The sequence below is a fragment of the Sphingomonas populi genome (assembly GCF_004208535.1).
Taxonomy (GTDB): domain Bacteria; phylum Pseudomonadota; class Alphaproteobacteria; order Sphingomonadales; family Sphingomonadaceae; genus Sphingomonas; species Sphingomonas populi.
The window spans coordinates 40,317-64,943 of sequence record NZ_SGIS01000017.1; the positions used below are offsets into that span (position 1 = coordinate 40,317).

A 24,627-nucleotide genomic window follows, 5' to 3' on the forward strand; every position below is an offset into this window, starting at 1 on the left:
TCTTCTTACGCCGCGCCCGCCGCGAAGTGCGCGCCGCTGCGGGGCACCACGCGGAAGCCGTCTTCGATGCGATTGCGGTCGGTGCGGCGGCGCAGTTTCTCTGCGATCACCCGGCTAACCAGCTCATGATCCGCGCGAAAATAGATAACACCGTTCATCGTTCGCTCCTCGTATCCATGCGGAGAGAGGCTCTCACTCGACTCGCCGTCAGTCCTGCACGATTCAACGTGTCAGCCCTTGAAGTGTTCCCCACGGCAACCCGGCCCGAAGCCGGGAGGTGACGAATGCTGCACCGCATGATAAGCGCGCAGCCTTATGCTCAATATCAACGGTATCACGGTGCGCCTTGGCGGGCGCACGATCCTCGACAATGCGTCCGCGACGCTGCCTGGCAAGAGCCGCGTCGGGCTGATCGGCCGCAATGGCGCCGGCAAGTCGACGCTGATGAAGGTGATGATCGGCTCGATCGACCCCGACACCGGCGAGATCGAAATGCCGCGCAAGACGCGGATCGGCTATCTCAAGCAGGACGCCCCGCAAGGCACCGCCACGCCGATCGAAACCGTGCTCGCCGCCGATGTCGAGCGCGCCGCGCTGCTGATCGAATCAGAGACGTGCGAGGATGCCGACCGGCTCGGCGAGATTTACGAGCGGCTCGGCGCGATCGACGCGTATACCGCCCCTGCCCGCGCCTCCAGCATCCTCGTCGGGCTGGGCTTCGACGAGGAGATGCAGAACCGTCCGCTCGACAGCTATTCGGGCGGCTGGAAGATGCGCGTCGCGCTCGCCGCGCTGCTGTTCTCCGAACCCGATCTGCTGCTGCTCGACGAGCCGTCGAACCATCTCGATCTCGAAGCGACCTTGTGGCTGGAGAATTTCCTCAAGTCCTATCCCAACATGATGGTCGTCATCAGCCACGAGCGCGACCTGCTCAACAACGTCGTCGATACGATCCTCCACGTCGAGGGCGGGCGCGTCGCGATGTATTCGGGCAATTACGACAGCTTCGAACGCCAGCGTGCGGAACGCGCGGCGCAGCTCGCCGCCGCCAAGGCGAGCCAGGACGCGCAGCGCGCCAAGCTGCAGGAATATATCGCCAAGAACTCCGCCCGCGCCTCGACCGCGAAACAGGCGCAGTCGCGCCAGAAGATGCTCGCCAAGATGCAGCCGATCGCATCGATGGCCGAAGACCCGACCTTGTCGTTCGAATTCCCCAGCCCCGACGAGTTGAAGCCGCCGCTCATCACGCTCGATCTCGCGACGGTCGGCTATGGCGAGACGCCGATTCTCCAGCGGCTCAACCTGCGGATCGACCCGAACGACCGGGTCGCGCTGTTGGGGCGCAACGGCAACGGCAAGACCACGCTCGCGCGGCTGCTCGCCGCGCAGCTTGCACCGATGCACGGCGAGATGAACGCGAGCGGCAAGATGCGGGTCGGCTATTTCACCCAATATCAGGTCGAGGAACTCGACGGCGACGACACACCGCTCGAAACCATGGTGCGCGTGATGCCTGGCAAGACGCCGGCATCGGTGCGCGCGCAGCTCGGCCGGTTCGGCTTCCAGGGCGACAAGGCGGTCACCAAGGTCGGCAAGCTCTCCGGCGGCGAGCGCGCGCGACTCGCGCTGGCGCTCATCACCCGCGACGCGCCGCACATGCTGATCCTCGACGAGCCGACCAACCACTTGGACGTCGATGCGCGCGAGGCGTTGGTGCAGGCGCTCAACGCCTATGACGGCGCGGTCATCCTCGTCAGCCACGATCGCCACATGGTCGAGCTGACCGCCGACCGGCTCGTGCTGGTCGATAACGGCACCGCGCGCGAATATGACGGCAGCATGGAGGATTATATCGCCTTCGTGCTGGCCGGCGACCCCGCCGCCGCCGAGGCCAAGGGCAAGGCGAAAGCCAAGGACAAGGCCGGCGACGCAGCGCGCGAACAGGCCAATGCGCTCAGGAAACGCGCGCATGAGGCCGAGGCGCTGGTCGCCAAGCTCACCCGCCAGCGCGACGCGATCGACCGCGCCATCGCCGATCCGTCGGTGGCCGAGCCGTGGCTGGCGCGGATGAACCCGCACGCGCGGGCGAAGGAGCACGCGACGGTTTCGAAGAAGCTCGAAGCGGCCGAGGCGGTGTGGTTCGAGATCAGCGAATCGCTCGAGGGGATCGCGGCGTAGCTGCGAGACGCCGTTCGTCCCGAGCGAAGTCGAGGGACATGCCGCACGTGTGGCGCAGGATGTCTCGACTTCGCTCGACACGAACGGGTTGGAACACAGGCAAGGACGTAACCCGCTGACCACCGCCCGCATCCTCGTCGATGGCGACGCCTGCCCGGTCAAGGAGGAGATCTACAAGGTCGCCTATCGCCGGGATGTGCCGGTCGTCGTGGTCAGCAACAGCCCGTTTCGTGTGCCCTTGCATCCGATGGTCAGCCGCGTGGTGGTGTCGGACGGGTTCGACGCGGCGGACGACTGGATCGCCGAGCGGGCGGATGCGGGCGCGGTGGTGATCACCGCCGACATCCTGCTCGCCGACCGCTGCCTGAAGGCGGGCGCGACGGTGCTCGCGCCGACCGGCAAGCCGTTCACCGCCAGCTCAATCGGCGGCGCGATCGCGACGCGGGCGATCATGGCCGATCTGCGCGCCGGCGGCGACGTGATCGGCGGGCCGGCGCCGTTCGCGAAGACCGATCGTTCGCGCTTCCTGCAAGCGCTCGATACCGCGCTGGTGAAGCTCGCGCGATGAGCGCCGATCTCGCCATCCGGTTGCGCCGCGCGGCGTTCAACCGGGCGCTTGTCGAGGGTGATCTCGCCGCGATCGGGCCGTTGCTCGCGGCCGATGCAATGCTCGTCACCGGCACCGACAGCGCGGTGCTGAGCGGGCGCAAGGCGCAGCTTGCCGCGTGGCAGCGCGAGTTCGCGGCGGTGACGCGCACCGTTTATACGCGCACGCCCGATACGATCGTGGCCTCGCCGGTCGAGCCGATCGCGCTCGAACATGGCCGCTGGCAGGGCATCACCGCCGGGCAGACGAACGCTTCGGGCGCGTACACCGCCAAGTGGCGCGAGACCGGCGGCGTTTGGGTGATCGAGGCGGAGATCTACCTCACGCTGGCCTGAGGCGTGCGGAAGACTGGCTTAACGCGGCTAAGGTGAGCCACCGGGCGCACCGTGCCGGGAGTGTCACTTTTGGGCATGGCTGACGTGCGGGTGCATGCCTCGTTTGGTACGAAGCTGGGCCGTTATGGTTGGCGCGGACACTGTCAAAGAGCGGGACCGGAAGTATGGCACCGGCCTCGCGTGTAGGACAGGTCCGACCACAATGGGTATCGTGTGATCCCATCCCATCTTCACCCGCTCTTCATCGCCCCGTCATGATGCGCGGAGCAGGATCACGCCATGCTCTCACTTGCGATCCTGCTGACCGCCCCCGTTGCCACGCCAGCGGGGACGACACGGGCGCAGAACGAAGCAGCGGCATCGGCATTGCACCGTCGGCTGGATGCGAACCACGACGGCTACACCACCTATGCCGAAATCCGCGCCACCGCGCTGGCGACGATGATGACGATGATGACGATGATGCCCAAGGGGCAGCCGGTCCCTACCGCTAAACTCCCCGACGACCCCGTCGGGCGCGCTGCGTTCGAACGCGCGGATACCAACCATGACGGCCGCATCTCGACCGAGGAAGAGATCGCCGGTGCCGATCGCGCGTTCGACGAAGCCGATACGAATCACGACGGGGTGCTCAGCGCGGAGGAGCGAGGCGCCTATGCCGGGCGGTGGTTGATCGCCTTGCAGAAAGAGATTGCGAACTGGAAGACGCCGCCGTGTCAGCCCGGCGCGCTCTGCGCGACGGCGCGAAGCGGACAGACCGCGAGGTATACGGCTATGGCGCCGGCCGATCGGCTCGATCGACTGGACCGGTTTCGCGACAGCCTGCCGGTCGCGGATCGCAAGCGCCTCGACACGGCGTTGCCACGCTCGCCCGATGGCGGCATTGCCGGGTGCGACCTAACGGAGGGCAGCAGGGCATCGTGCGAAGCGGCCGCCTATCTTCCCGCCTTGCGCGCGACGGGCCTGTTGTCGCGGTTTCTCGAAACCGTTCCGGCGGGATAGCGAAGACCGTGGCGGCTTTTAGGCGGCGCTCAAGGATTTGACGGCAATACGTGAGGTGACTGCCGACAGGCCGCCGCTGATGTCGGCTTTGCTGATCGCGAACGTCGCGACTTGGTGAATACGGAACAACTGCCCCTGCCGAACGCAGAGCGGGCGACCCTTCCGAGCCGCCCGACCGCTTCACATTATCTGAGGTTGGGACAGTTTAGGCCGCTTTGGCCATGAACTGCCCCTGCGTAACGTCATAGTCCCTGCGGGCATCTTCGAAATTGAAGAATGACCGAGCCGAAATGCACAGGACTTTTCCCCGATCGCCAGTCAAATACCAGCGCCAGTTATAGTCCACGTCCATATGGAACATGGGATTGACGGTGCGCATAAGCCATCTCCTCTTGGGATTGGCTGCACAGGCCCGCGCGTCGTCTCTGTTCGAAGGTCCAGGGATATAGACTGTGAAAGAGTCTGGGTTCTTATGTTTCCGCCATCAATCAGGGAGTTCAAATCGTCCAGACGCAGGCAGCAGATGACCACTCAGCCGTCGCTTTTAAAATGATGATCGCTGTTAAGTCATAGTTTCCGCCTTCTGCCCTGCGGCGGTGCCGTGAAGCGGCAGATGAAATCTAACCGACAAACCACCGGCGGGGAAACGGTTAATTTGGAACATACCATGAATATCTCAGATTTGCGCCAGCCCGAGTCACGGTCGAAATAGGGTCTCGCCGCTCCAATTGGGGCGATAGCCGACCGGCGACCAACTCAAGTAATGAAACTGCGACATTATGTCATGTAAGCTTGACATCTTCGCCAATTTCTCTAGTCAGGTATACCTGACACACGAGGGAGGTTCGCATGCCCGGGTTTTTCAAAAGGTTATACTCGCCACTGCTGTTTGACGGGCTGTTCGCCGCATCGGGCACTTTTGCGGTGATCGGCATAATGCTCAACACCAGTAGAGCTTACCCCCCGATTGCACCCGCTGCTCAACCGCCGATCAAGGGCGCTGCGATCATCGGCGCCATTTTCGTAGCCGGTTTGCTGGCTATCTTCAGCACGCGACACGACCAGAAGCACGCCGACGATTTTCTATTTCGAACGCTGACCAAATCGGCGTTCATCGCCATGTTCACCGTGTTCTTCACGCTCGCGCTCTGGCAGATGCTGTTCACCGCCAGTTTGGGTGGCGTATCAATGCACGCGACGATCGGCGTGCTCATTGCATCTTGGTCGCTCGCCTACTTCTACACGCGTATCCGTGGCACCGGGCTATGACCAACCGCCTCAAGGTTTTGCGTGCGGAACGGAACTGGAGCCAGGCCGAATTGGCCCTCCGGCTCAACGTCTCGCGTCAAGCCATCAACGCGATCGAAACCGGTAAGCACGACCCGCTGCTGCCGTTGGCGTTCCGCATCGCGCGCCTTTTCGGCCAACAGATCGAGGAGATATTCAGCGACGTCGAAGAGTGAGCGCGGGAACGCCCGGACGTTTGCGTCGTCAATTGGGCGCTAGCGGCCGTTAATCCCGCAGGAGCGCCCAGTCTCCACCAGCCCATTCCTCGCACAATTGGAGCCCGGCCGTGCGGGCTTGGTGATGACCATCATCATCGTCGGGAAATTGGCGAGTTTCATGCTCCGCGTTGCCCATGAACAATCGGAGCAACCACCCGCCTTCATTGGGGTCGATCTCGAAATAGAGTTGATCCATGATCCTCTCCTCAATGGGTGGCGAAGGCCTGTGGGAGATCGCGGGCACCATGAAGCACGCGAACAATCTGCACCCCTACATCGCCAGCCACGAAGAAGATCAGATATCGACCATGCCGCGCACTTCGCAGGCCGGTCGCCAACTCATTGCGGGCCGGGAAACTGCTTGGCCGCTCCGCGATCGCCATCATGGTAGCCTCGATCTCGGCAATGAACGACTGTGCACGCGCGGGATTATCGAGCGCAATGAAATCGCCAATCTCGATCAGATCGGCCCGTGCGGCCGGTAAAAGCTGATACGCCACGGGGCATCAGGCCTTGTTGGCGTAACGCGCGCGTAGCTCGGCGAAGACTTCCTCGGCCGGAATGCCGGGGCCGCTGTTCAACCCCGCCTGGATGGCTTCGCGCAAGGATTCCAGATCGCGACGCTCAATATCGCGAGCGCGCGTCCACTCGCGCAATGCCTCGCGAACGACCTCGCTGGTTGACGCATATTCGCCACCCGCAACAGTCTGGCGCAGAATAGCGGCCATCTCGGCCGGCATGGTGATGGTCATGCGTTCGATCGCTGACATAGAAGCCTCCACTCGTTACGCATCACATATCATACTTATGAGGCAAGGACCAAATGATGCAGATCACTTGATTGCACGCCACAGGGTGGAACGATCGAAACCGAGCAAGCCGGCCATGCTGGCGATGGTTTGGCGACCAGCGGACTGGGCTCCGGTGAGCTTTACCGGGCTACCGAGGTGCCGTCCGCGCGTGCGAGCAGCCATCATGGGTCGGTTCCGGTTGAGGGCGCCAGCAGCCGTTCATCGCACGGAACCGTGCTCCCCCGCTCCGCCGCTCGACCCAAACACCCCACCACCTCTTTGCCCGCCCCACGAAACGCGGTAGCACCGCGCCATGATCCCGACCCTCCTCGCGCTCGCCGCCGCGCCGCTCGCCACCCCGGCGGACGCGCCCGCCCCGATCCTCACCACGCCCGAGGCGAAGGATACGCTCTCCTTCGCCGAGCCCGAACAAGCGCGGGTGACTCATGTCGATCTCGATCTTACCGCCGATTTCACCGCGCAGCGGCTGAGCGGTACGGCGACGCTCGATATTCTCGCCAAGCCCGGCGTCGGCACGATCGTGCTCGATGACGACGGGCTCGTCATTGCGCGGATCACCGACGCCAAGGGGCGTGCGCTGAAATACACCGTCGGCGCCATCGTGCCCGACAAGGGCGCGCCGCTGACGGTCGCGATCGGCGCGGCGCGGCGGATCGTCGTCACCTATACGTCCGCGCCTAAGGCGAGCGCGCTGCAATGGCTGCCGCCGTCGCTCACCGCCGGCAAGGCCAAGCCGTTCCTGTTCAGCCAGGGCGAGCCGACCAACAACCGAAGCTGGATTCCGACGCAGGACAGCCCCGGCATCCGCCAGAGCTGGTCGGCGCACCTCACCGTGCCCGCCGACATGATGACGGTGATGAGCGCCAACCGGCTGACGCCGCAGGGCGCGGCGGCGGGCAAGGGGCTGAAGCGCTTCGCGTTCGATATGCCGCATGCGGTGCCGCCGTATCTGATCGCCTTCGCGGTCGGCGATCTCGCATTCAAGCCGCTTGGCCCGACCACCGGAATCTATGCCGAGCCGGCGACGCTGGCGCGCGCCGCCGCCGAACTCGACGATACCGAGAAGATGGTCGCCGCCGCCAGCGCGCTGTACGGGCCGTATCGCTGGGGCCGCTACGACATCCTGATGCTGCCGCCAAGCTTCCCCTATGGCGGGATGGAAAACCCCACCCTCACCTTCGCGACGCCGACGATCCTGACCGGCGACAAATCCAACGTCGATGTGATCGCGCACGAACTTGCGCATAGCTGGTCGGGCAATCTCGTCACCAACGCGACCTGGTCCGACGCGTGGCTCAACGAGGGCTTCACCACCTATTTCGAGAATCGTATCGACGAAGCGGTCTACGGCAAGGAGCGCGCCGCGACTTTGGCGGACCTTAGCTGGGACAATCTCCAGCGCGACCTGAAGGCGGCGGGTGCGGATTCGGGCGCGACGCGGCTGCATGGCGATCCGGGCGGCACCTATGGCGAGCTCGATTACAACAAGGGCGCGACCTTCCTGCGCACGATCGAGTACCGCGTCGGGCGGGCGCGCTGGGATGCGTATCTGCGCAGCTATTTCGATCGCCACGCCTTCCAGCCGCAGACCACCGCTGGCTTCCTCGCCGATCTGCGCGCCAATCTGATCAAGGGCGATGCCGCGCTGGAGAAGGACCTCGAACTGGATCGCTGGGCGTATCAGCCCGGCCTGCCCGACAATGCAGTGCATGTCCGCTCGGCGACGCTGGCGGCGATCGACACCAAGCTCGCCGCGTTCAACGCGGGTGCGGCAGCGTCCTCGATCGACACCGCTAAGTGGAGCACGCAGGAATGGCTGCGCTTCCTCAACGGGCTGCCGCGCCAGCAGAGCGCGGCGCGGCTGGCGGAACTCGATTCGGCCTGGGGGCTGTCAAAATCGCCGAGCGCCTATATCGGCTTCGCGTGGTTCAGCCTCGCCATCGCCAACCATTATGATCCGGTGGTGACGCCGCTCGACCACTATCTCCACACGATCGGGCGCGGGTTGTTCGTCTATCCGCTGTATCGCGGGCTGATGGCGCAAGGCGCGTGGGGGCAGCCGATCGCACGCCGCATCTATGCGACCGCGCGTGCGACCTATCACCCGACAGTGGCGGCGACGCTCGACGGCATGGTCAAATAGGTGGCTAAGCTTCCCTCGCGGCTGCGCCGGCTCGACGAGATTCTGTACGATCTGCCGGTGGACGAACCGATGCTGCTGTCCGAGCTGGACGGCTATCTCGCGGGTATCGCCACTTCCCCCGAGCCGATCGCGGTCGGCGAATGGCTGCCGCCGATCTGGGGCGGCCTGTATGGCGAGGCTGCGCCGTTCGAAGACCCGACCGACTCGACTTTGTTCGCCGACATGGTGGCCGCGCGCTACGGCGAAATCGTGCGCGACCTGGGGCGGGGCAAGCTCGTGCCGATCTTCGACGTGGACGATCGCAACGGCGAAGTGTTGTGGGAGATCTGGATCGACGGTTTCGCGCTGGCGATGGCGCTGCGCGAGGATGCGTGGCGCGCGATAACCACCGGCGCGGACGCGGAAGTTGCGGCGGCTGTGATCTATCTGCTGGCACTGGCGGACATCGCCGACAACCGTTCGGTACTGACCAGCATGGAGATCAACGAGGTCAGTGACGCCGCGCCGATCGCTATCCCTGAGCAGGTGGTGCGGCTTTACGCGGCGCATGGCGGCGCGGGTGGCGCGCTGCCGGAGGTGGGCACGCCCGCTGCGAAGGTCGGCCGCAACGACCCCTGCCCGTGTGGATCGGGGAAGAAGTTCAAGAAATGTTGCGCTGGGGCGTGAGACCGCGCTGACGGTTTTCCAACCCGTTCGTGCTGAGCGAACGGGCGGAGGGCGAGGTCATCGCGCCGCGACGCCGTTGCGGACCATCCGATCCGCCAGCGTCGCGGCGCGCTGTGCCGTCAGTCCTTCTTCGCGGTGAGGTGCGCGCTGAGGTGCTTGTTCATTTCGAACATGCTGACCGAGGGCTTGCCGAAAATCTTTTGCAGCTTGTCGTCGCCGTTGATCTGGCGGCGGTCCTTGGCGTCCTGCAGATCGTGCTTCTTGATATACTCCCAGACCTTCTTGACGACCTCGCTGCGCGGCAGGTCCGCCTTGCCGACGATCTCGGCCAGGTCTGCCGAGGGGGTGACCGGGGCGGTGATGCCGCCGCGCGCGCTGCCGGTGGCCTTGGCGGCGGGCTTCGCGGTCGCCTTGGTCTTCTTCTCTGCGGCTGCCGTCTCGCCCTTGCCGCTCTTTTCTGCCGTTCGTGCCATCATGCTCTCCGTGCTTGCCTGTTCGAGCGGAATGCTCCCTGCCAGGCATATACGTCGCTCGTCCGTCTTCGTTGCCTGCGCGCCACTTTTATGACGGGGTTGCGCCCCATTTATGCGACGGGAACGCCCCTGGTCTTGGAAAAATGCGCCGGCACCGCCCTCGAACTGCGGCGCCATCATCCGCGCGGCGACGCAAAAGGCAAGTGGGCTGATCGCGACGTGCGATTACGGAGGTCAGCCGAAGACAATTCCGTCCATCAATTTGCGGGCGGTGCGCAGCAACGCGGCGGTGGCGACGGCACCGTGATCGTCGAGGTCCAGCACGCAGCTCATCTCGCCGGTGGGATGCTCGACCGACAGCGTTTTGCGCGAGCCCTCGGGGATCACCGCGACCTCGGCGGCGGGCGAGCCCGCGACGAGGCAGGCGGTCGCCACGCTGACCGCGCCGAGCACGCCGATGGTCGCGTGCGCGCGGTGCGGGATGAAGCTGCGCACCGTCACCGCGCCGCCGTGCGCGGGCGCCGCGACGAGCATCATCTTGGGGACCGACTTTTCGGTGACGTCGCCGAGGTTCATCAGCGGGCCGGCCTTGAGGCGGATCGCCTCGATCTTCGCCTTGAGATCGGTCGCGGCGTCGAGCGTCTCGCGATCCTCATAGCCGGTCGCGCCGACATCCGCCGCCTTGAACACCACGCAGGGCATGCCGTTGTCGATCAACGTGCAGGCGACGCCGTCGATCATATCGACCGGGTTGCCGGTCGGGAGCAGCGCACCGCAGGATGAGCCGGCGGTGTCGCGGAATTCGAGCGGGATCGGCGCGGCGCTGCCGGGGACGCCATCGATGCGGGCGTCGCCGGCATAGGTCGGCACGCCGCCGGGAGTCTGGACGCTCGCCACCGCGATCTGGCCGGTGTTGACCATGAAGATCGCGACGCGCGTCTCGTCGGCGGTCGCGGGGACGAGGCCGCGTTCGATCGCGAACGGGCCGACCGCAGCGAGCATGTTGCCGCAATTCTGCGCATCGGTGACGATCGCCTGATCGACGAACACTTGCAGAAACAGATACTCGACATCGACGCCGTCGCGCGCCGATTTGGAAACCACCGCGACCTTGGAAGTGAGCGGATCGGCGCCACCCATGCCGTCGATCTGGCGCGGATCGGGCGAGCCCATCACGCGCAACAGGAAGGCGTCGCGGGTGGCGGTGTCCTGCGGGAGATCGTCGGCGAGGAACACCGCACCCTTCGACGTGCCGCCGCGCATCCACATGCAGGGGGCGGATGTCATACGATCCTCCCCGTGCCGGGGAGGATCTTATTCATATTTCAGCCCCATCGCTTCGAGCTTGCCGCGCATGTCGTAGATGTCGAGGCCGAGTTCGCCGGCGGCGAGGCGCTGGCGCTTGGCTTCCTCGGCGGCTTCGCGGGCTTGCGCTTTCTTGAGCACGTCCGCCGCATCGGCGCGCTTGACCACGCAGACGCCGTCGTCGTCGGCGACGATCACGTCGCCGGCTTCGATCGCTGCGTTCGCGCAGACGATCGGCACGTTCACGGAGCCAAGCACGGCTTTCACCGTGCCTTGCGCGAACACCGCTTTCGACCAGACCGGGAAGCCCATCTGGGTGAGATCGCGCACGTCGCGCACGCCGGCGTCGATGATGAGGCCGCGACAGCCACGCGCGATGGCCGAGGTGGCGAGGAGATCGCCGAAATAGCCGTCTTCGCAAGGGGAGGTCGGCGCGAGGACGAGGATGTCGCCGGCCTGCAACTGCTCGATCGCGACGTGGACCATCCAATTGTCGCCGGGCGGGGCCGAGATGGTGACGGCGGAGCCGGCGATGCGCGCGCCGGGGTAGATCGGGCGCATGTGGCTGGCGAGCAGGCCGATGCGGCCCTGCGCCTCGTGGACGGTGGCGACGCCCGCTGACGCGAGGCCGTCGATCACCGATGGATCGGCGCGTTCGATGTTGGTGACGACCCTGGCCATGTTCACAGTCTCCTTTGCCGCCTGCCCTGAACCTTCCGCGCATGATCACAATTCCGAATTGCAAAGTGCCGATAAGTTTTCTCTATTCGTGCGCATGAGTCTCGCCCCCTTCGATCTCAACCTGCGGCATCTGCGCGCGGTCGGCGCGATCGTGCAGCGGGGCAGCATGAGCGCGGCGGCGAACGCGGTCAGCCTGTCGCAGCCGGCGCTGACGCAGGGCATCGCCAAGCTGGAGGCGCAGCTCGGCGTGGCGTTATTCGCGCGGCGGCCGGGCGGGATGGACCCGACCGAGGCGGGCCGCGCGCTCGCGGCGCGCGTGGCCGCCGCGTTCGCGCATCTGGCCGGCGGCGTGCGCGGCGGGCGGCGCTTCGCCAGCCCGGAATGGCTAATGACCGCGACTCAGGCGCATGCGTTCCTGAGCCTCGCCGACGCCGGCAGCTTCGTGGGCGCAGCCGCCGCGACCGGGCTGTCGCAGCCGGCGATCCACCGCGCGGTGCGCGATCTGGAGCAGGTGTGCGGGATCGCTCTGGTCGATCGGCGCGGGCGTGGCATCGCGCTCAGCCCGGCAGGGCTTCGGCTCGCGCGTGGCATAAGGCTGGCGCGGGCCGAGATCGCGGGCGGCATCGCCGAGATCACCGATCAGGCGGGCGGCAGCGTCGTGATCGGCGCGATGCCGCTGTCGCGCGCGATGCTGGTGCCGCGCGCGATCGCGCAGACGGTGGCGGCGGCGCCGCACGTCGCGATCCATGTCATTGAGGGATCGTGGCGCGAACTCGCCGAGGCGCTGCGCGACGGCGCGATCGACCTGATGATCGGCGCGCTAAGACCCGAGCCGGGGCCGCCCGACATGGTGCAAATGCCGCTCGTCACCGACCGGCTGGTGATCGTCGGGCGTGCCGGCCATCCGCTCGCCGGGGTGGCGGCGCCAACGCCCGAGCAGCTCGCCGCTTTTCCGTGGGTGGTGAGCCATGCCGGCGCGCCGCTGCGCTCGCTTTGGGAGCGGATGTTCGGCGACGGGCCGCTGCCGCGCGCGCCGGTGCAGTGCGGATCGGTGATGGTGATCCGCGGCATTCTGGTTGAGAGCGATTTTCTGACGCTGCTGTCGCCGCAACAGGTCGCGCTTGAGGTGGATAGCGGGGTACTGGCCGCGATCGGCCCGGAACCCGAGGTGAGCGGCCGGGTGATCGGCGTGACCACGCGGCGCGACTGGCGACCGACGCGCGCGCAGGCGCGGTTTCTCAAGGCGTTGGCGGGGGTGGCGGGGCCTTCGGGGCGAGAATGATGCACTATCCGTTCGTGCCGAGCGAAGTCGAGGCACCTGCGCTCCGGGCCTGCCCCTCGACTTCGCTCGGGGCGAACGGGTTAGGGTGCGCTCCGGGCGAACGGGTTGGGAGTTCGTTCGGAGAGAACGGTTAGGGCTTCGCTCCGGGCTAACCGGCTTGGGCTTCCATTGAAAGTGGACATCAGGATTTCGAATAGCCCGGCGCGCATTCCGATTGGGCGCTGCGCCACGCACGCGGCAAGCCGGTGTCATGGAGCGGACGATAGCCCTAATCGGATTCGGCGAGGCGGCGATGGCGTTCGCGCCCGGCCTGTCGGCGTCGCTGCGGGCGTATGACATCAAGACCGATCGCGCTGATCTCGCCGCCGCCAAGCGTGCCCAATATGAGTCGCTGGGCGTGACCGGCTGCGACACCGCCGCGCAAGCGCTCGATGGCGCCGAGGCGGTGCTGTCGCTCGTCACCGCCGATCAGGCGTTGCTCGCGGCCGAGAGTGCGGCGATCGCACCCGGCACTCTCTGGTTCGACATGAACAGTGTCGCGCCCGATACCAAGCACGCTGCCGCCGCCGCGATCCACGCCAAGAACGGTCGCTATGTCGATGTCGCGGTGATGTCGCCGGTGCTGCCGGCGCGCACCGCCGCGCCGTTGCTCGTGTCCGGTCCGCACGCCGAGGCTGGCGCGGCGCTTCTCACCGCACTCGGTTTCGCCAGCGTGCGCGTCGTCCCCGGGGATGTCGGGCGGGCGTCGTCGATCAAGATGATCCGCTCGGTGATGGTGAAGGGACTCGAGGCGCTCACCGCCGAATGCGTGCTTGCCGCGAGCCGGGCCGGCGTGCTCGACGAAGTGCTCGCCTCGCTCGACGCGAGCGAGAAACCCAAGCCCTGGGCCGAGCGCGCCGATTACAATCTCGACCGCATGCTCGCGCACGGCCTGCGCCGCGCCGCCGAGATGGAGGAAGTCGTCAAGACGCTCGACTCGCTCGGCACCGGCGCGACGATGACGACCGGCACGGTCGTCCGCCAGCGCGCGATCGGCGCGATCGGCGCCACCCCGCCCGACGGCCTCGCCGCCAAACTCGATTTGCTCACCCGAAAGGCTGACGCCGCATGATTATCGATTGCCACGGCCATTACACCACCGCCCCCGCCGCGCATAACGACTGGCGCGACGCGCAGAAGGCCGCGTTCAAGGCGGGCGAGGCCACGCCCCCCTACCCCGTCATCTCCGACGACGAGATCCGCGAGACGCTGGAGACCAACCAGCTTCGCCTGCTGCGCGAGCGTGGCGCGGACATGACGATCTTCTCCCCGCGCGCCTCGGCAATGGCGCCGCATGTCGGCGACGAAAGCGTCGCGCTGGCATGGGCGCGCGCCAACAACGATCTCATCAAGCGCTGCGCCGATCTGTATCCCGACATCTTCGCGCCGGTGTGCATGCTGCCGCAGAACCCCAAGGCCGATATGGCCGGGTCGATCGCCGAACTGGAGCGCTGCGTCGGCATGGGGTTCATCGGCTGCAACCTCAACCCCGATCCCGGCGGCGGGCATTTCACCGCACCGCCGCTGACCGACCGCTTCTGGTATCCGTTCTACGAAAAGATGGTCGAGCTCGACGTGCCGGCGATGATCCACGTCTCGGGAAGCTGCAATCCGGGGCTGCACGCGACCGGCGCCTATTACATCGCCGCCGATACGATCGCGTTCATGCAGTTGATCGAGGGCGATCTGTTCGCCGATTTCCCGACACTGCGGTTCATCATTCCGCATGGTGGCGGCGCGGTGCCGTATCATTGGGGGCGCTATCGTGGCCTCGCCGATATGCTCAAGCAGCCGAGCCTCGATACGCATCTCATGAACAACGTGTATTTCGATACCTGCGTGTACCATCAGCCGGGGGTGAATCTGCTCGCTGAGGTGATCGACACCAAGAACATCCTGTTCGGCAGCGAGATGGTCGGCGCGGTGCGCGGGATCGACCCGACGACGGGGCAGTATTTCGACGATACCAAGCGCTATGTCGATGCGCTGCCGATCTCGGACGAGCAGCGCCATGCGATCTATGAGGGCAATGCGCGGCGGGTGTTCCCACGACTGGACGCGATGTTGAAGGCGCGCGGGCTGTGATGGGCGCTCCCTCCTCCCCCGTTCGTGCCGAGCGTAGTCGAGGTACGTGCCCCACACGCCACCGCCTGCGGCATGTCCCTCGACTTCGCTCGGGACGAACGGAGATGGGAGTGGCCGCATGACCGCTTTCACGATGGACGCCAACTGGCTGTGCTTCGATCCGGCGCCGACCAAGCCCGTTTTCACGCCACCGCCCGGCGCGGTCGATGCCCATTGCCATGTGTTCGGCCCCGGCGACGTGTTCCCGTTCGCGCCGGAGCGCAAATATACGCCGTGCGACGCTGGCCGGGACAAACTCTACGAACTGCGCGATTTCCTCGGGTTTTCGCGCAACGTCGTCGTGCAGGCGACCTGCCACGGCAAGGACAATCGCGCGATGGTCGACGCGCTGGTCCATGCCGGCGGCCGCGCGCGGGGTGTTGCCGATGTGAAGGCCGATATCGGCCGCGACGAGCTGGCGGCGATGCATGACGCGGGCGTGCGTGGCGTGCGGTTCAACTATGTGAAGCGGCTCGTCGATCCCAAGCCCGATGCTTATTATCGCGGCATCATCGATAAGATCGCCGAGTTCGGCTGGCATATCGTGATCTATTTCGAGGCGGCCGATCTCGCCGAGAAGTGGAATTTCTTCACGTCGCTGCCGACCACCGTCGTGGTCGATCACATGGGCCGCCCCGACGTGACCAAGGATGCGGACGGACCAGAGTTTGCGCGCTTCCTGACGTTCATGGAAGGCGACAACATCTGGTGCAAGACCACCTGCCCCGAGCGTCTGTCGAAGTCCGGCCCGCCGACCTATGACGATTTCGTGCCGTTCGCGCGGAAGGTGGTGGAGAGCTTCCCCGATCGCGTGATCTGGGGCACCGACTGGCCGCATCCCAATCTCAACATGGTCGGCCACATGCCCGATGACGGCACGTTGGTCGACATGATCCCGCGCATCGCGCCGACCGAGGCGCTGCAACGCAAATTGCTCGTCGACAATCCGATGCGGCTGTATTGGCCCGAGGAAACATCATGAACCGTGTGACCGATATCCACGCGTATCTCGCCGAGTTCGACGATATTCCCGGCACGCGCGTGTTCACCGCCAAGCGCGCGCGGGCCGGCTATCATCTCAACCAGTTCGCGATGAGCCTGATGAAGCCCGAGAATCGCGAGCGCTGGAAGGCGGACGAGCGCGCCTATCTCGACGGCTGGGCGATGACCGAAGAGCAGAAGCAAGCGGTGCTGGCGCGCGATTACAACCGGCTGCTCGATCTCGGCGGCAACATCTATTTCCTGGCCAAGCTGTTCTCGACCGATGGCCTCTCCTTCCTGCAGGCGGTTTCGACGATGAGCGGCATGAGCCTTGATGAGTATGCGGCGATGATGATCGCCGGCGGCCGCTCGGCCGAAGGGCAACGCTCGATCCGGGAGGGCCGCTGACATGGCACGCATCACCGCTGGCGTCGCCTCGTCGCACATCCCCGCGCTCGGCGTGGCGAGCGATTTCGACAAGACCGCCGAACCCTATTGGGCGCCCGCCTTCGCCGGCTACGAGTGGACCAAACGCTGGGAGGCCGAGCAGAAGCCCGACGTGGTGATCCTGGTCTATAACGACCATGCTTCTGCGTTCGACATGAAGATCATCCCAACCTTCGCGATCGGCTGTGGCGAAAGCTACCAGCCCGCCGACGAAGGCTGGGGGCCGCGCAAGGTGCCGGTGGTCGAGGGGCACCCCGATCTCGCCTGGCACATCGCGCAGAGCCTGATCATCGACGAGTTCGACATGACCATCATCAACGAGATGGACGTCGATCATGGGCTGACCGTTCCCTTGTCGATGATGTTCGGCAAGCCCGAGGCGTGGCCCTGCAAGGTGATCCCGCTCGCGGTGAACGTGGTGACGTACCCCCCGCCCTCGGGCAACCGCTGCTGGGCGCTCGGCGAGGCGATCGCGCGCGCGGTGGCGAGTTTCGAGGAGGATCTCAACGTGCAGGTGTGGGGCACCGGCGGGATGAGCCACCAGTTGCAGGGGCCGCGCGCCGGCCTCATCAACGCGGCTTGGGACAATGATTTCCTCGATGGTCTGGTCGGCGACAGTGATCGGCTGCGGCACATTCCGCATATCGAATATCTGCGCGAGACTGGCTCGGAAGGCATCGAGATGGTGATGTGGCTCATCATGCGCGGTGCGCTGGGCAAGGCGACGCGGGTGTTGCACCGGCATTATCATGTGCCGGCGAGCAATACGGCGGTCGGGCATATCGTGCTGGAGCCGGTTTGACGAAATAGCCCTCGCCCCGCTTGCGGGGAGAGGGTTGGGAGAGGGGCAGTCTCGCAAAACAACCAATGGGTCGGTGGAGGGACAGCCCCTCTCCCCGGCCCTCTCCCGCAAGCGGGAGAGGGAGAAAGACTATGAGAATCGCCCTCGCTGGCGCCGGTGCTTTTGGTGAAAAGCATCTCGATGGCCTCAAGCAGATCGACGGTGTCGAGATCGTCTCGATCATCAGCCGCACCGCCGAGCAGGCCGCCGCCGTCGCCGCCAAATATGGCGCCAAGCACAGCTCGACCGAACTCGCCGATGCGCTCGCGCGTGACGATGTCGACGCGGTGATCCTGTGTACGCCGACGCAGATGCACGCCGCCCAGGCGATCGCGTGCATGGAGGCGGGCAAGCACGTTCAGGTCGAGATCCCGCTGGCCGACAGCCTTGCCGATGCCGAGGCGGTGCTGGCCAAGCAGCAGGAAACCGGCCTCACCTGCATGGTCGGGCATACGCGGCGGTTCAATCCGAGCCACCAGTTCGTCCACAACCGCATCGTCGCGGGCGAGTTCGCCATCCAGCAGATGGACGTGCAGACCTATTTCTTCCGCCGCAAGAACATGAACGCCAAGGGCCAGCCGCGGAGCTGGACCGACCATCTGCTGTGGCATCACGCCGCGCACACGGTCGATCTGTTCGCCTATCAAGCCGGGCCGATCGTCAAGGCCAATGCCATCGAAGGGCCGATCCACCCGGAGCTCGGCATCGCGATGGACATGTCGATCCAGTTGAAGGCGGAGAGCGGCGCGATCTGCACTTTGTCACTGTCGTTCAACAATGACGGGCCGCTCGGGACGTTTTTCCGCTACATCGGCGACACCGCAACCTATATCGCGCGCTACGACGATCTCGTGAACGGCAAGGAAGAGCCGATCGACGTGTCGAAAGTTGATGTGTCGATGAACGGCATCGAATTGCAGGACCGCGAGTTCATCGCCGCGATCCGTGAGGGTCGTGAGCCGAACTCTTCGGTCGCGCAGGTGCTGCCGTGCTACCGCGTGCTCGGCGCATTGGAAGAGCAGTTGAAGTAAAGGAGAATTGCGTGGCTTTGGAAACTCGAACACTCGGGGATCGCCCGGTATCGGCGATTGTCCTCGGGTGCATGAACCTCAGCCACGCCTATGACGTGACCCCGCCCGAGGCGGAGGCGGTCGCGCTGCTCAACACCGCGCTCGATCTCGGCGTGACGATGCTTGATACCGCCGCTTTGTATGGTGGCGGTGAGAACGAGAAGCTGCTCAACCGCGCGGTGATGCACCGGCGCGCCGAGTTCACCCTCGCCAGCAAGTGCGTGCTCGATATGATCGACGGCAAGCGCTCGCTCGACGGCAGTGCGGCGGCGATCACCGCGTCGATCGACCGTTCGCTGGCGCGGCTCGGCACCGACCATATCGACCTGATGTACCTGCACCGGCTCGACAAGGCTGTCCCGATCGAGGAGTCGGTCGGTGCGCTCGCGCGCGCGATCGAGGCGGGCAAGATCGGCATGGTCGGGCTGTCGGAAATGTCCGCCGAGACGATCCGCCGCGCGCATGCGGTTCACCCCGTCGCGGCGGTGCAGAGCGAATATTCGCCGCTGGTGCGCAACCCCGAAGTGGCGGTGCTGGAGACCTGCCGCGATCTCGGCATCGCCTTCGTCGCCTTCTCGCCGGTCGCGCGCGGGATGCTGGCAGGGGCGATCCGCGACGACGCCTATAAGCCCGGCGATATCCGCGCGACCATGCCGCGCTTCATCGCGCCGCAGCTCGCGCACAACCTCGATCTGGTCGCGGCGTTCGATGCCGCTGCGGCGGATGTCGGCGCGACTCCCGCCCAACTCGCGCTCGCCTGGGTGCTGTCGCGCGGGCCACATGTGATTGCGTTGCCAGGTACGCGCAGCATCGCGCATCTGGAGGAGGATCTCGCCACGCTCGCCACGCCGATCCCGGCGGCGACGCTGGCAGCGGTCGATGCGATGTTCGCGATTCATGAGATCGCCGGCCCACGCTACACGGCTCCGATGCAGGCGATGATCGAAACGGAACTGCTGCCGGGTGAGGTACTCGCGTAGGCGACTTCGCGCTTTTCTCCCCTCCCTGGAAGGGAGGGGTTGGGGGTGGGTGGTTTTGGGGCCGGCGAAACGGTCCCCCACTGGCCGACCCACCCCCAGCCCCTCCCTTCCAGGGAGGGGAGCAGGTCCCTTACAGCGGCAATCCCACGTAATTCTCCGCGATCGTGGTCTGCGCCGCCACCGAAGACGCGATATAATCCAAGTCGGCGAGTTGCATGCGGCGATCGAAGGCGTCGCTGCCGGGGAAGCGGTGCATCAGGTTGGTGAGCTGCCATGAGAAGCGCTCGGACTTCCAGACGCGGGCGAGTGCCTTGTCGGAATAGCCGGCGATGCCGGCGCCGTCGTTGCTCTTGAACCAGCGGATCAGCGCGTCGGAGAGATACGCCACGTCGGAGGCGGCGAGGTTGAGTCCCTTGGCGCCCGTCGGGGGCACGATATGCGCGCTGTCGCCGGCGAGGAACAGGCTGCCGTGGCGCATCGGTTCGAACACGAACGAGCGCAGCGGCGCGATCGATTTCTCCAGCGCGGGGCCGCGTGTCATGTGCGCGGCGGCGTCGGGGCCGAGCCGGACGGCGAGTTCGTCCCACAGCCGGTCGTCGGGCCACGCCTCAAGCTTCTCGTCGAGCGGCACTTGGATGTAATAGCGGCTGCGCGTCGCCGAGCGCATCGAGGCGAGTGCGAAGCCGTTGGCGTGGTTGGCGTAGATCAGTTCGTGGTTGCACGGCGGCACATCCGCGAGAATGCCGAGCCAGCCGAACGGATAGACCTTCTCAAAGCTTTGCGCGACCGACGCCGGCATCGCCTTGCGTGACGGCCCGTGATAGCCGTCGCAACCACAAATGAAGCGCGCGTCGATGCGGTGCTGCGCGCCGTCTTTCTCATAGGTCAAATACGGCGCGTCGCTCTCGATGTCGTGGAGCGCGACGTCGCTGGCCTCGTAGATCACCTCCAGCCCGCGCGCGTCGGCGGCATGCATCAGGTCGCGCGTCACCTCGGTCTGGCCATAGACCATCACCTGCCGCCCGGTGAGCGCGCCGACATCGATGCGGATCAGCCGCTCACCATCGGCGAGGTTGAAGCCATCGTGCGGCAGCCCTTCCGCGTGCATCCGCGTGCCGAGGCCGAGCCGGTCGAGCAGATCGGTGAGCGTCGTTTCGAGCACGCCGGCGCGGATGCGGCCGAGCACATAGTCGGCGGAAGACCGCTCGACGACGACGACGTCCAGCCCTTCGGCGCGGAGCAGATGCCCGAGCAACAGCCCGGCCGGCCCGGCACCGACGATCGCCACCTGTGTCTTCACGCATGCTCTCCCGCTTTTCGTTGGGGGGAGGATGCCCATGGAGGGGTTGGTTGGACATGGGCGCGGCGACCGGATATCTGGACGATCCAACCGAAGGATATGCCGCCATGCGCGCGCCCGCCAGCGCCGTCCCGAGCTTCTACCTCTACGGCGAGCCGCAGCGTGCGGTGCGCGAGGGGTTCGTCCATGTCGAAAGCCTCGACGATCGCTCGCGGCCGAGCGAATGGACGATTCAGCCGCACCTCCACCGCGATCTCAACCATGTCATCCTGATCGCCGAGGGCGGCGGGACGATGCAGGCCGAAGGCGTCGCGTGCCGGTTCGACGCGCCCGCGCTGCTGCTGATCCCCGCCGGCGTGATCCACGGCTTCGCGTGGCACAGTGAATCGCGCGGCTGGGTCATCACGCTTGCCGACAGCTACGTCACGCAGCTTGCCGAGCGCGACCGCGATCTCGGGCGGCTGTTCCGGCACGCGCAGGCGGTCGCGCTCGATGGCGAGGATCGCGGCGCGATCGAGCGGTCGGTGAGCCAGATGCTGCGCGAGCTCGGCTGGATCGGCCCGGCGCAGCGCAGCGCGGTCGAGGCGGAGGTGCTGGCGATCCTGGTGCGGGCGCTGCGCCGGGCGCAGGTGGCGCGGCTGGAGGGCGATGCGCCGGGGCGGCAGGCGCTGGTGGTGGCGCATTTGCGTGAGCGGATCGAGGCGCGCTTCCGCCACCGCGAGAGTGTCGCCGCACAGGCCGCCGCGCTCGGCGTGAGCGAGACGGCATTGCGGCTGGCGTGCGCGCGGGTCGGCGGACTGTCGCCGAGCGCGATGCTCGATGAGCGCACCATGCTCGAGGCGCGGCGGCTGCTGCTCTACACCAACATGTCAGTCAACGAGATCGCATATTCGGTGGGGTTCGAAGACCCGGCCTATTTCTCGCGCTTCTTCACGCGCCATGCCGGGCAATCCCCGCGCCGGTTTCGTGCGGCGCGGGGGGCGTGACGATCACCGCCGCGCGTCGAGGCTCCACGCACCGGCGCCGAACGCGACGACGTTGAGCAGGCCGCCGGCCATCGCGACGTTCTTGAAGAAGTTGATGAACTGGCTCTGGTCGCCGAGCGCCGAATGGAAGGCGAAGGCGGTGACGATCGCGAACGCCGCCAGGATCGCCGCGACGATGCGGGTGCGGTAGCCGAGCACCAGCGCGATGCCGCCGCCGAGTTCGATCAGCACCGCCACGGCGAGTCCGACCTGCGGCAGCGGCAAGCCGGCGGACTGGATGTAGCCGATCGTCGCGGCCGGCGCGGTGACTTTGGAGATGCCGCTGAGGATGAAGATCGTCGCGATCAGCACGCGGCCGATCAGCGGCAGCGCCGATGCGGACTGCGAAGCGGCGGAAGAGTGTGGAAGCGTAGCCATGAATCATGTCCCGATGAAGGTGGCGAGGCACACGCCCGCCGTCTCCACCAAGATGGTGAGGCCGCCTCCTGCGGAACAGTAGAATAAAGTCGGCGACTGTGTTCGATAAAATAGAAAAGCTGCGCGCGTGACGCCGCGCGCGGCGAATGGCATGACGCAGCATCATAGCAGGAGCAACCGCATGACCGATCCGCTGCCCGGCGGCGCCATCGCCGAAGAGACCGGCGCTAGCCGTTTCCAGATCCGCATCGAAACCGGCGGGACGACGATCCTCGCCGACGAGCCGGTCGCGGCGGGCGGACTTGGCAGCGGCCCCACTCCTTACGAGCTGCTGTGCTCGGCGCTCGCCGCCTGTACGACGATGACGCTGCGGCTCTATGCGACGCAGAAAGGCTGGCCGGTCGGTGCGATCCGCACGCAGGTCGGCCATCGCCGCGAGACCGGCGTGACGCCGCCCGATCTGTTCACCCGCCGAATCGCGATCGACGGCGATCTCGACGCGGAGCAGCGCGCCCGGCTGATCGAGATCGCCGATCGCTGCCCGGTCCACCGCACACTGACCGGCGGCGCGCGAGTCGAGACGCAAGCGAGCGCCGCGACGCCGCCGTGCGAGCCGGCGGTGACGCATATGGCGGACATGGAAGCGCTGATCGCAGTCGGGCGTGGTTCGTTCGACTTCACCGAGCATTGAATCGCGCTCAGTCGGCGTTCGCGCCGTCCTCGACCAGCCGGTCGAGCAGCCACGCCGCCGCCGGCCCCGGTGGCCGATCGCGTCGCCAGACGCCGCGAAACCGGTAGAGGTCGAGCGGTCCGTCGGGCAAGCTGAGCCGGACGAGCCGGCCAGCGGCGAGATCGGCCGCGACCGCCTCGAACGGCATGTTGCCCCAGCCGATCCCCTCGCGCAGCAAGGCATGCTTGGCGCCGAGATCGGCAAGCCGCCAGGTGCGCGGGCTGATGACCGCGAAGTCCCGCCCTTCGGTCAGCCGCGAACGATCGCTGAGCACGAGCTGGACATGTTCACGCGCCGCGCCGGGCGGCACCGGATCAAGCCGGGCGAGCGGATGGCCGGGCGCGGCGACTGGCAGCATCGTCACGCTGCCGCCGGCGCGCGATACAAGCCCCTCGATCGTCGCCGAAAGCGGCCCGCCCAGCCCGATCACCGCCCGCCCTTCCAGCACCAGTGCAGCCACCGCGCCGAGCGCCTCGACATGCAGCCGCAGCGTCACCGTCGGGTGGGTCTCGGCAAACGCGCGCAGTACGGCGGCAAGGCGATGCGCCGGGAACATCACGTCGACGGCGAGATCGACCTCCGCCTCCAGCCCATCGAGCAGGCCCTTCACCTTGGCGCGCAGCCCGTCCATGCCGCTCGACACCATCCGCGCCTCGGCGAGCACGGCATGGCCGGCCTCGGTCAAGGTCGGGCGGCGGGTGCCGGCGCGCGCGAACAGCGCCACGCCGAGCTGCGCTTCGAGATTGGCGATGCCGTAGCTGACCACCGACACCGCCCGGCCGAGCCGCCGCCCGGCGCCGGCGAAGCTGCCGGTTTCGACCACCGCGAGGAAGATGCGCAACTGATCGAAGGTCGGCGTGCCGGGCTGCATGGGGTTTCATGCCCCCGCCGCGCCGGGCTTGTCCACCGCGCGCCATGTCGAAAATCGCCAATCCTTCGCCAGCGGCGCGGTGTATGCTATTACCTTCGTCATTCGTCGGGCAGGTGTGGGGGGACTTCATGGCGTCGATTGCATCCGCGCAGGACCCGGTTTCGGCCGAACGCAGATTCTTTTTTGCGATGGCGATCGCCTTCGCGGTTACGGTCGTGGCGGGCTTTTCGATGAGCTATGCGCGGATGACTCAGCCGCCGACGTCGCTGCCGATCCAGATCCACCTGCACGCGATGGTGTTCGTGAGTTGGGTGGGGTTCTACCTGCTTCAAAACGGCCTCGTCGCGAGCGGGTCGGTCGCGATTCACCGCCGGCTCGGCGTGGTCGGCGGCGTGCTGGCGACGCTGATGGTGGTGCTCGGGCTGGTGGTGACGGTGATGTGCATGCGCCGTGGCGCGGTGCCGTTCTTCTTCCCGCCGGGCGTGTTCCTGCTGATCGACGGGCTGGGTGTGCTCGTGTTCGGTGGGCTCGTCGCCGCCGCGATCCGGCTGCGCAACCGGCCCGACTGGCACAAGCGGCTGATGCTGTGCGCGATGGCGGTGGTGATCTCGCCTGCGCTGGGGCGCATCCTGCCGATGCCGTTGCTCGGCGTGTGGGCGCCGGTGGCGGTCTATGTCGGCCTGATGCTCTATGTCATCGCGGGGATGGTGTATGACGTTCGCGCGCGCGGCTCGATTCATTCGGCCTATTGGTGGGGGGCGGGCGTGCAGACGGCCTTCATCCTGATCGTGATGATCGGCGGGTATAGCGCGCCGGTGATCACGCTGGCCGGCTGGATCGCGCGCGCCTGAT

The 24,627-nt window shown here is 66.3% G+C and carries 30 protein-coding genes; 19 read left to right on the forward strand and 11 right to left on the reverse strand.

Annotated elements, in window-relative coordinates; genetic code table 11:
• Positions 1 to 5 precede the first annotated feature (5 nt).
• Positions 6 to 158 (reverse strand): hypothetical protein, encoded by a 153-nt coding sequence (locus EWE75_RS25065; protein WP_165388368.1) that lies wholly within the window; start codon positions 156 to 158, stop codon positions 6 to 8.
• 157 nt (positions 159 to 315) lie between these two features.
• Between EWE75_RS25065 and EWE75_RS12385 the strand changes: the two genes are divergently transcribed.
• The 4 genes from EWE75_RS12385 (at position 316) to EWE75_RS12400 (ending at position 4,122) form a co-directional block, all read left to right on the forward strand.
• A complete protein-coding gene (locus EWE75_RS12385; RefSeq protein WP_130157892.1) occupies positions 316 to 2,178 on the forward strand; it encodes an ABC-F family ATP-binding cassette domain-containing protein in 1,863 nt (620 codons plus the stop codon).
• A gap of 88 nt (positions 2,179 to 2,266) precedes the next feature.
• Positions 2,267 to 2,746: a YaiI/YqxD family protein gene (locus EWE75_RS12390; RefSeq protein ID WP_231708333.1), complete on the forward strand. Its 480-nt coding sequence runs from the start codon at positions 2,267 to 2,269 to the stop codon at positions 2,744 to 2,746.
• Positions 2,743 to 3,120: a nuclear transport factor 2 family protein gene (locus EWE75_RS12395; RefSeq protein ID WP_130157894.1), complete on the forward strand. Its 378-nt coding sequence runs from the start codon at positions 2,743 to 2,745 to the stop codon at positions 3,118 to 3,120. Before EWE75_RS12390 ends, EWE75_RS12395 begins: the two co-directional genes overlap by 4 nt.
• Positions 3,121 to 3,399: 279 nt before the next feature.
• Positions 3,400 to 4,122, forward strand: coding sequence for an EF-hand domain-containing protein (locus EWE75_RS12400; RefSeq protein ID WP_130157896.1), 723 nt, complete (start codon positions 3,400 to 3,402; stop codon positions 4,120 to 4,122).
• Positions 4,123 to 4,327: 205 nt separating this feature from the next.
• Here EWE75_RS12400 and EWE75_RS25070 read toward each other — a convergent pair whose 3' ends face one another.
• Positions 4,328 to 4,501 (reverse strand): hypothetical protein, encoded by a 174-nt coding sequence (locus tag EWE75_RS25070; RefSeq protein WP_165388369.1) that lies wholly within the window; start codon positions 4,499 to 4,501, stop codon positions 4,328 to 4,330.
• A 470-nt stretch (positions 4,502 to 4,971) separates the two neighbouring features.
• On the opposite strand from EWE75_RS25070, the gene EWE75_RS12405 reads away from it, so the two are divergent.
• Both EWE75_RS12405 and EWE75_RS12410 read left to right on the forward strand, forming a co-directional pair.
• Positions 4,972 to 5,391 carry a hypothetical protein gene (locus EWE75_RS12405; protein ID WP_130157898.1) on the forward strand — a complete coding sequence of 140 codons (420 nt, stop codon included), beginning with the start codon at positions 4,972 to 4,974 and terminating at the stop codon, positions 5,389 to 5,391.
• Positions 5,388 to 5,585 (forward strand): helix-turn-helix transcriptional regulator, encoded by a 198-nt coding sequence (locus tag EWE75_RS12410; protein ID WP_130157900.1) that lies wholly within the window; start codon positions 5,388 to 5,390, stop codon positions 5,583 to 5,585. Before EWE75_RS12405 ends, EWE75_RS12410 begins: the two co-directional genes overlap by 4 nt.
• 49 nt (positions 5,586 to 5,634) lie before the next feature.
• Here EWE75_RS12410 and EWE75_RS12415 read toward each other — a convergent pair whose 3' ends face one another.
• Genes EWE75_RS12415 through EWE75_RS12425 form a run of 3 tightly spaced genes read right to left on the reverse strand, consistent with a single transcriptional unit; the run spans position 5,635 to position 6,397 of the window.
• Positions 5,635 to 5,823 (reverse strand): hypothetical protein, encoded by a 189-nt coding sequence (locus tag EWE75_RS12415; protein ID WP_130157902.1) that lies wholly within the window; start codon positions 5,821 to 5,823, stop codon positions 5,635 to 5,637.
• Positions 5,824 to 5,833: 10 nt separating this feature from the next.
• On the reverse strand, positions 5,834 to 6,127 hold the full coding sequence (locus EWE75_RS12420; RefSeq protein ID WP_130157904.1) for a type II toxin-antitoxin system RelE/ParE family toxin: 294 nt from the start codon (positions 6,125 to 6,127) through the stop codon (positions 5,834 to 5,836).
• A gap of 6 nt (positions 6,128 to 6,133) precedes the next feature.
• Positions 6,134 to 6,397: a type II toxin-antitoxin system ParD family antitoxin gene (locus EWE75_RS12425; RefSeq protein WP_130157906.1), complete on the reverse strand. Its 264-nt coding sequence runs from the start codon at positions 6,395 to 6,397 to the stop codon at positions 6,134 to 6,136.
• Positions 6,398 to 6,731: 334 nt separating this feature from the next.
• Between EWE75_RS12425 and EWE75_RS12435 the strand changes: the two genes are divergently transcribed.
• Positions 6,732 to 8,582, forward strand: coding sequence for a M1 family metallopeptidase (locus tag EWE75_RS12435; RefSeq protein WP_130157908.1), 1,851 nt, complete (start codon positions 6,732 to 6,734; stop codon positions 8,580 to 8,582).
• Positions 8,583 to 9,248, forward strand: coding sequence for a UPF0149 family protein (locus EWE75_RS12440; protein ID WP_130157910.1), 666 nt, complete (start codon positions 8,583 to 8,585; stop codon positions 9,246 to 9,248).
• A gap of 119 nt (positions 9,249 to 9,367) precedes the next feature.
• Here the strand turns inward: EWE75_RS12440 and EWE75_RS26150 are convergent, their stop codons facing one another.
• The 3 genes from EWE75_RS26150 to ligK are packed head-to-tail and all read right to left on the reverse strand — an operon-like array spanning position 9,368 to position 11,707.
• A complete protein-coding gene (locus tag EWE75_RS26150) occupies positions 9,368 to 9,898 on the reverse strand; it encodes an SWIB/MDM2 domain-containing protein (protein ID WP_345789379.1) in 531 nt (176 codons plus the stop codon).
• A 57-nt stretch (positions 9,899 to 9,955) separates the two neighbouring features.
• Positions 9,956 to 11,008 (reverse strand): 4-oxalomesaconate tautomerase, encoded by a 1,053-nt coding sequence (locus tag EWE75_RS12450; RefSeq protein WP_130157912.1) that lies wholly within the window; start codon positions 11,006 to 11,008, stop codon positions 9,956 to 9,958.
• Positions 11,009 to 11,035: 27 nt separating this feature from the next.
• The gene (gene ligK / locus EWE75_RS12455) at positions 11,036 to 11,707 is read right to left on the reverse strand and encodes a 4-carboxy-4-hydroxy-2-oxoadipate aldolase/oxaloacetate decarboxylase (RefSeq protein ID WP_130157914.1); all 672 of its coding nucleotides are present in this window, start codon (positions 11,705 to 11,707) and stop codon (positions 11,036 to 11,038) included.
• Positions 11,708 to 11,801: 94 nt separating this feature from the next.
• Between ligK and EWE75_RS12460 the strand changes: the two genes are divergently transcribed.
• The 8 genes from EWE75_RS12460 (at position 11,802) to EWE75_RS12495 (ending at position 19,471) form a co-directional block, all read left to right on the forward strand.
• Positions 11,802 to 12,989, forward strand: a complete 1,188-nt coding sequence (locus EWE75_RS12460) for a LysR family transcriptional regulator (RefSeq protein WP_130157916.1) — start codon at positions 11,802 to 11,804, stop codon at positions 12,987 to 12,989.
• 250 nt (positions 12,990 to 13,239) lie between these two features.
• Positions 13,240 to 14,100: an NAD(P)-dependent oxidoreductase gene (locus EWE75_RS12465; RefSeq protein ID WP_130157918.1), complete on the forward strand. Its 861-nt coding sequence runs from the start codon at positions 13,240 to 13,242 to the stop codon at positions 14,098 to 14,100.
• Positions 14,097 to 15,113 (forward strand): amidohydrolase family protein, encoded by a 1,017-nt coding sequence (locus EWE75_RS12470; RefSeq protein WP_130157920.1) that lies wholly within the window; start codon positions 14,097 to 14,099, stop codon positions 15,111 to 15,113. Before EWE75_RS12465 ends, EWE75_RS12470 begins: the two co-directional genes overlap by 4 nt.
• Before the next feature lie 118 nt (positions 15,114 to 15,231).
• Positions 15,232 to 16,134: an amidohydrolase family protein gene (locus EWE75_RS12475; RefSeq protein WP_130157922.1), complete on the forward strand. Its 903-nt coding sequence runs from the start codon at positions 15,232 to 15,234 to the stop codon at positions 16,132 to 16,134.
• Positions 16,131 to 16,541 (forward strand): protocatechuate 4,5-dioxygenase subunit alpha, encoded by a 411-nt coding sequence (ligA, locus tag EWE75_RS12480; RefSeq protein WP_130157924.1) that lies wholly within the window; start codon positions 16,131 to 16,133, stop codon positions 16,539 to 16,541. Before EWE75_RS12475 ends, ligA begins: the two co-directional genes overlap by 4 nt.
• Before the next feature lies 1 nt (position 16,542).
• Entirely contained in the window at positions 16,543 to 17,382 is an 840-nt protein-coding gene (locus tag EWE75_RS12485) for a class III extradiol dioxygenase subunit beta (RefSeq protein WP_130157926.1), read from the forward strand.
• 131 nt (positions 17,383 to 17,513) lie between these two features.
• Positions 17,514 to 18,452: a Gfo/Idh/MocA family oxidoreductase gene (locus EWE75_RS12490; RefSeq protein WP_130157928.1), complete on the forward strand. Its 939-nt coding sequence runs from the start codon at positions 17,514 to 17,516 to the stop codon at positions 18,450 to 18,452.
• 11 nt (positions 18,453 to 18,463) lie between these two features.
• Positions 18,464 to 19,471, forward strand: a complete 1,008-nt coding sequence (locus EWE75_RS12495; RefSeq protein ID WP_282432692.1) for an aldo/keto reductase — start codon at positions 18,464 to 18,466, stop codon at positions 19,469 to 19,471.
• Positions 19,472 to 19,601: 130 nt separating this feature from the next.
• On the opposite strand, the gene pobA is transcribed toward EWE75_RS12495, so the two are convergent.
• Entirely contained in the window at positions 19,602 to 20,771 is a 1,170-nt protein-coding gene (gene pobA / locus EWE75_RS12500) for a 4-hydroxybenzoate 3-monooxygenase (protein ID WP_206364753.1), read from the reverse strand.
• A gap of 107 nt (positions 20,772 to 20,878) precedes the next feature.
• Here pobA and EWE75_RS12505 point away from each other — a divergent pair, with 107 nt between their 5' ends.
• Positions 20,879 to 21,757, forward strand: a complete 879-nt coding sequence (locus tag EWE75_RS12505; RefSeq protein WP_130157932.1) for a helix-turn-helix domain-containing protein — start codon at positions 20,879 to 20,881, stop codon at positions 21,755 to 21,757.
• Between the two features lie 3 nt (positions 21,758 to 21,760).
• Here the strand turns inward: EWE75_RS12505 and EWE75_RS12510 are convergent, their stop codons facing one another.
• Positions 21,761 to 22,174: a DoxX family protein gene (locus EWE75_RS12510; RefSeq protein WP_130157935.1), complete on the reverse strand. Its 414-nt coding sequence runs from the start codon at positions 22,172 to 22,174 to the stop codon at positions 21,761 to 21,763.
• 181 nt (positions 22,175 to 22,355) lie between these two features.
• Between EWE75_RS12510 and EWE75_RS12515 the strand changes: the two genes are divergently transcribed.
• Positions 22,356 to 22,865, forward strand: a complete 510-nt coding sequence (locus tag EWE75_RS12515; RefSeq protein WP_231708334.1) for an OsmC family protein — start codon at positions 22,356 to 22,358, stop codon at positions 22,863 to 22,865.
• Between the two features lie 7 nt (positions 22,866 to 22,872).
• Here EWE75_RS12515 and EWE75_RS12520 read toward each other — a convergent pair whose 3' ends face one another.
• Positions 22,873 to 23,775: a LysR family transcriptional regulator gene (locus EWE75_RS12520; protein ID WP_130157938.1), complete on the reverse strand. Its 903-nt coding sequence runs from the start codon at positions 23,773 to 23,775 to the stop codon at positions 22,873 to 22,875.
• A gap of 128 nt (positions 23,776 to 23,903) precedes the next feature.
• Between EWE75_RS12520 and EWE75_RS12525 the strand changes: the two genes are divergently transcribed.
• On the forward strand, positions 23,904 to 24,626 hold the full coding sequence (locus EWE75_RS12525) for a hypothetical protein (RefSeq protein WP_130157940.1): 723 nt from the start codon (positions 23,904 to 23,906) through the stop codon (positions 24,624 to 24,626).
• Position 24,627: the final 1 nt, after the last annotated feature.

Bases quoted from the DNA above. Each gene is read 5' to 3' on its own strand.
- EWE75_RS12475 (WP_130157922.1), top strand. From the start codon at position 15,232: ATGACCGCTTTCACGATGGACGCCAACTGGCTGTGCTTCGATCCGGCG.
- EWE75_RS12490 (WP_130157928.1), top strand. From the start codon at position 17,514: ATGAGAATCGCCCTCGCTGGCGCCGGTGCTTTTGGTGAAAAGCATCTC.
- EWE75_RS26150 (WP_345789379.1), bottom strand. From the start codon at position 9,898: ATGGCGCCGCAGTTCGAGGGCGGTGCCGGCGCATTTTTCCAAGACCAG.
- EWE75_RS12385 (WP_130157892.1), top strand. From the start codon at position 316: ATGCTCAATATCAACGGTATCACGGTGCGCCTTGGCGGGCGCACGATC.
- EWE75_RS12405 (WP_130157898.1), top strand. From the start codon at position 4,972: ATGCCCGGGTTTTTCAAAAGGTTATACTCGCCACTGCTGTTTGACGGG.
- EWE75_RS12515 (WP_231708334.1), top strand. From the start codon at position 22,356: ATGACCGATCCGCTGCCCGGCGGCGCCATCGCCGAAGAGACCGGCGCT.
- EWE75_RS12510 (WP_130157935.1), bottom strand. From the start codon at position 22,174: ATGGCTACGCTTCCACACTCTTCCGCCGCTTCGCAGTCCGCATCGGCG.
- EWE75_RS12525 (WP_130157940.1), top strand. From the start codon at position 23,904: ATGGCGTCGATTGCATCCGCGCAGGACCCGGTTTCGGCCGAACGCAGA.
- EWE75_RS25065 (WP_165388368.1), bottom strand. From the start codon at position 158: ATGAACGGTGTTATCTATTTTCGCGCGGATCATGAGCTGGTTAGCCGG.
- EWE75_RS12505 (WP_130157932.1), top strand. From the start codon at position 20,879: ATGCGCGCGCCCGCCAGCGCCGTCCCGAGCTTCTACCTCTACGGCGAG.
- EWE75_RS12425 (WP_130157906.1), bottom strand. From the start codon at position 6,397: ATGTCAGCGATCGAACGCATGACCATCACCATGCCGGCCGAGATGGCC.
- EWE75_RS12470 (WP_130157920.1), top strand. From the start codon at position 14,097: ATGATTATCGATTGCCACGGCCATTACACCACCGCCCCCGCCGCGCAT.
- EWE75_RS12460 (WP_130157916.1), top strand. From the start codon at position 11,802: ATGAGTCTCGCCCCCTTCGATCTCAACCTGCGGCATCTGCGCGCGGTC.
- EWE75_RS12415 (WP_130157902.1), bottom strand. From the start codon at position 5,823: ATGGATCAACTCTATTTCGAGATCGACCCCAATGAAGGCGGGTGGTTG.
- EWE75_RS12450 (WP_130157912.1), bottom strand. From the start codon at position 11,008: ATGACATCCGCCCCCTGCATGTGGATGCGCGGCGGCACGTCGAAGGGT.
- ligA (WP_130157924.1), top strand. From the start codon at position 16,131: ATGAACCGTGTGACCGATATCCACGCGTATCTCGCCGAGTTCGACGAT.
- EWE75_RS12410 (WP_130157900.1), top strand. From the start codon at position 5,388: ATGACCAACCGCCTCAAGGTTTTGCGTGCGGAACGGAACTGGAGCCAG.
- EWE75_RS12400 (WP_130157896.1), top strand. From the start codon at position 3,400: ATGCTCTCACTTGCGATCCTGCTGACCGCCCCCGTTGCCACGCCAGCG.
- EWE75_RS12435 (WP_130157908.1), top strand. From the start codon at position 6,732: ATGATCCCGACCCTCCTCGCGCTCGCCGCCGCGCCGCTCGCCACCCCG.
- EWE75_RS12395 (WP_130157894.1), top strand. From the start codon at position 2,743: ATGAGCGCCGATCTCGCCATCCGGTTGCGCCGCGCGGCGTTCAACCGG.
- EWE75_RS12520 (WP_130157938.1), bottom strand. From the start codon at position 23,775: ATGCAGCCCGGCACGCCGACCTTCGATCAGTTGCGCATCTTCCTCGCG.
- EWE75_RS12465 (WP_130157918.1), top strand. From the start codon at position 13,240: ATGGAGCGGACGATAGCCCTAATCGGATTCGGCGAGGCGGCGATGGCG.
- EWE75_RS25070 (WP_165388369.1), bottom strand. From the start codon at position 4,501: ATGCGCACCGTCAATCCCATGTTCCATATGGACGTGGACTATAACTGG.
- ligK (WP_130157914.1), bottom strand. From the start codon at position 11,707: ATGGCCAGGGTCGTCACCAACATCGAACGCGCCGATCCATCGGTGATC.
- EWE75_RS12485 (WP_130157926.1), top strand. From the start codon at position 16,543: ATGGCACGCATCACCGCTGGCGTCGCCTCGTCGCACATCCCCGCGCTC.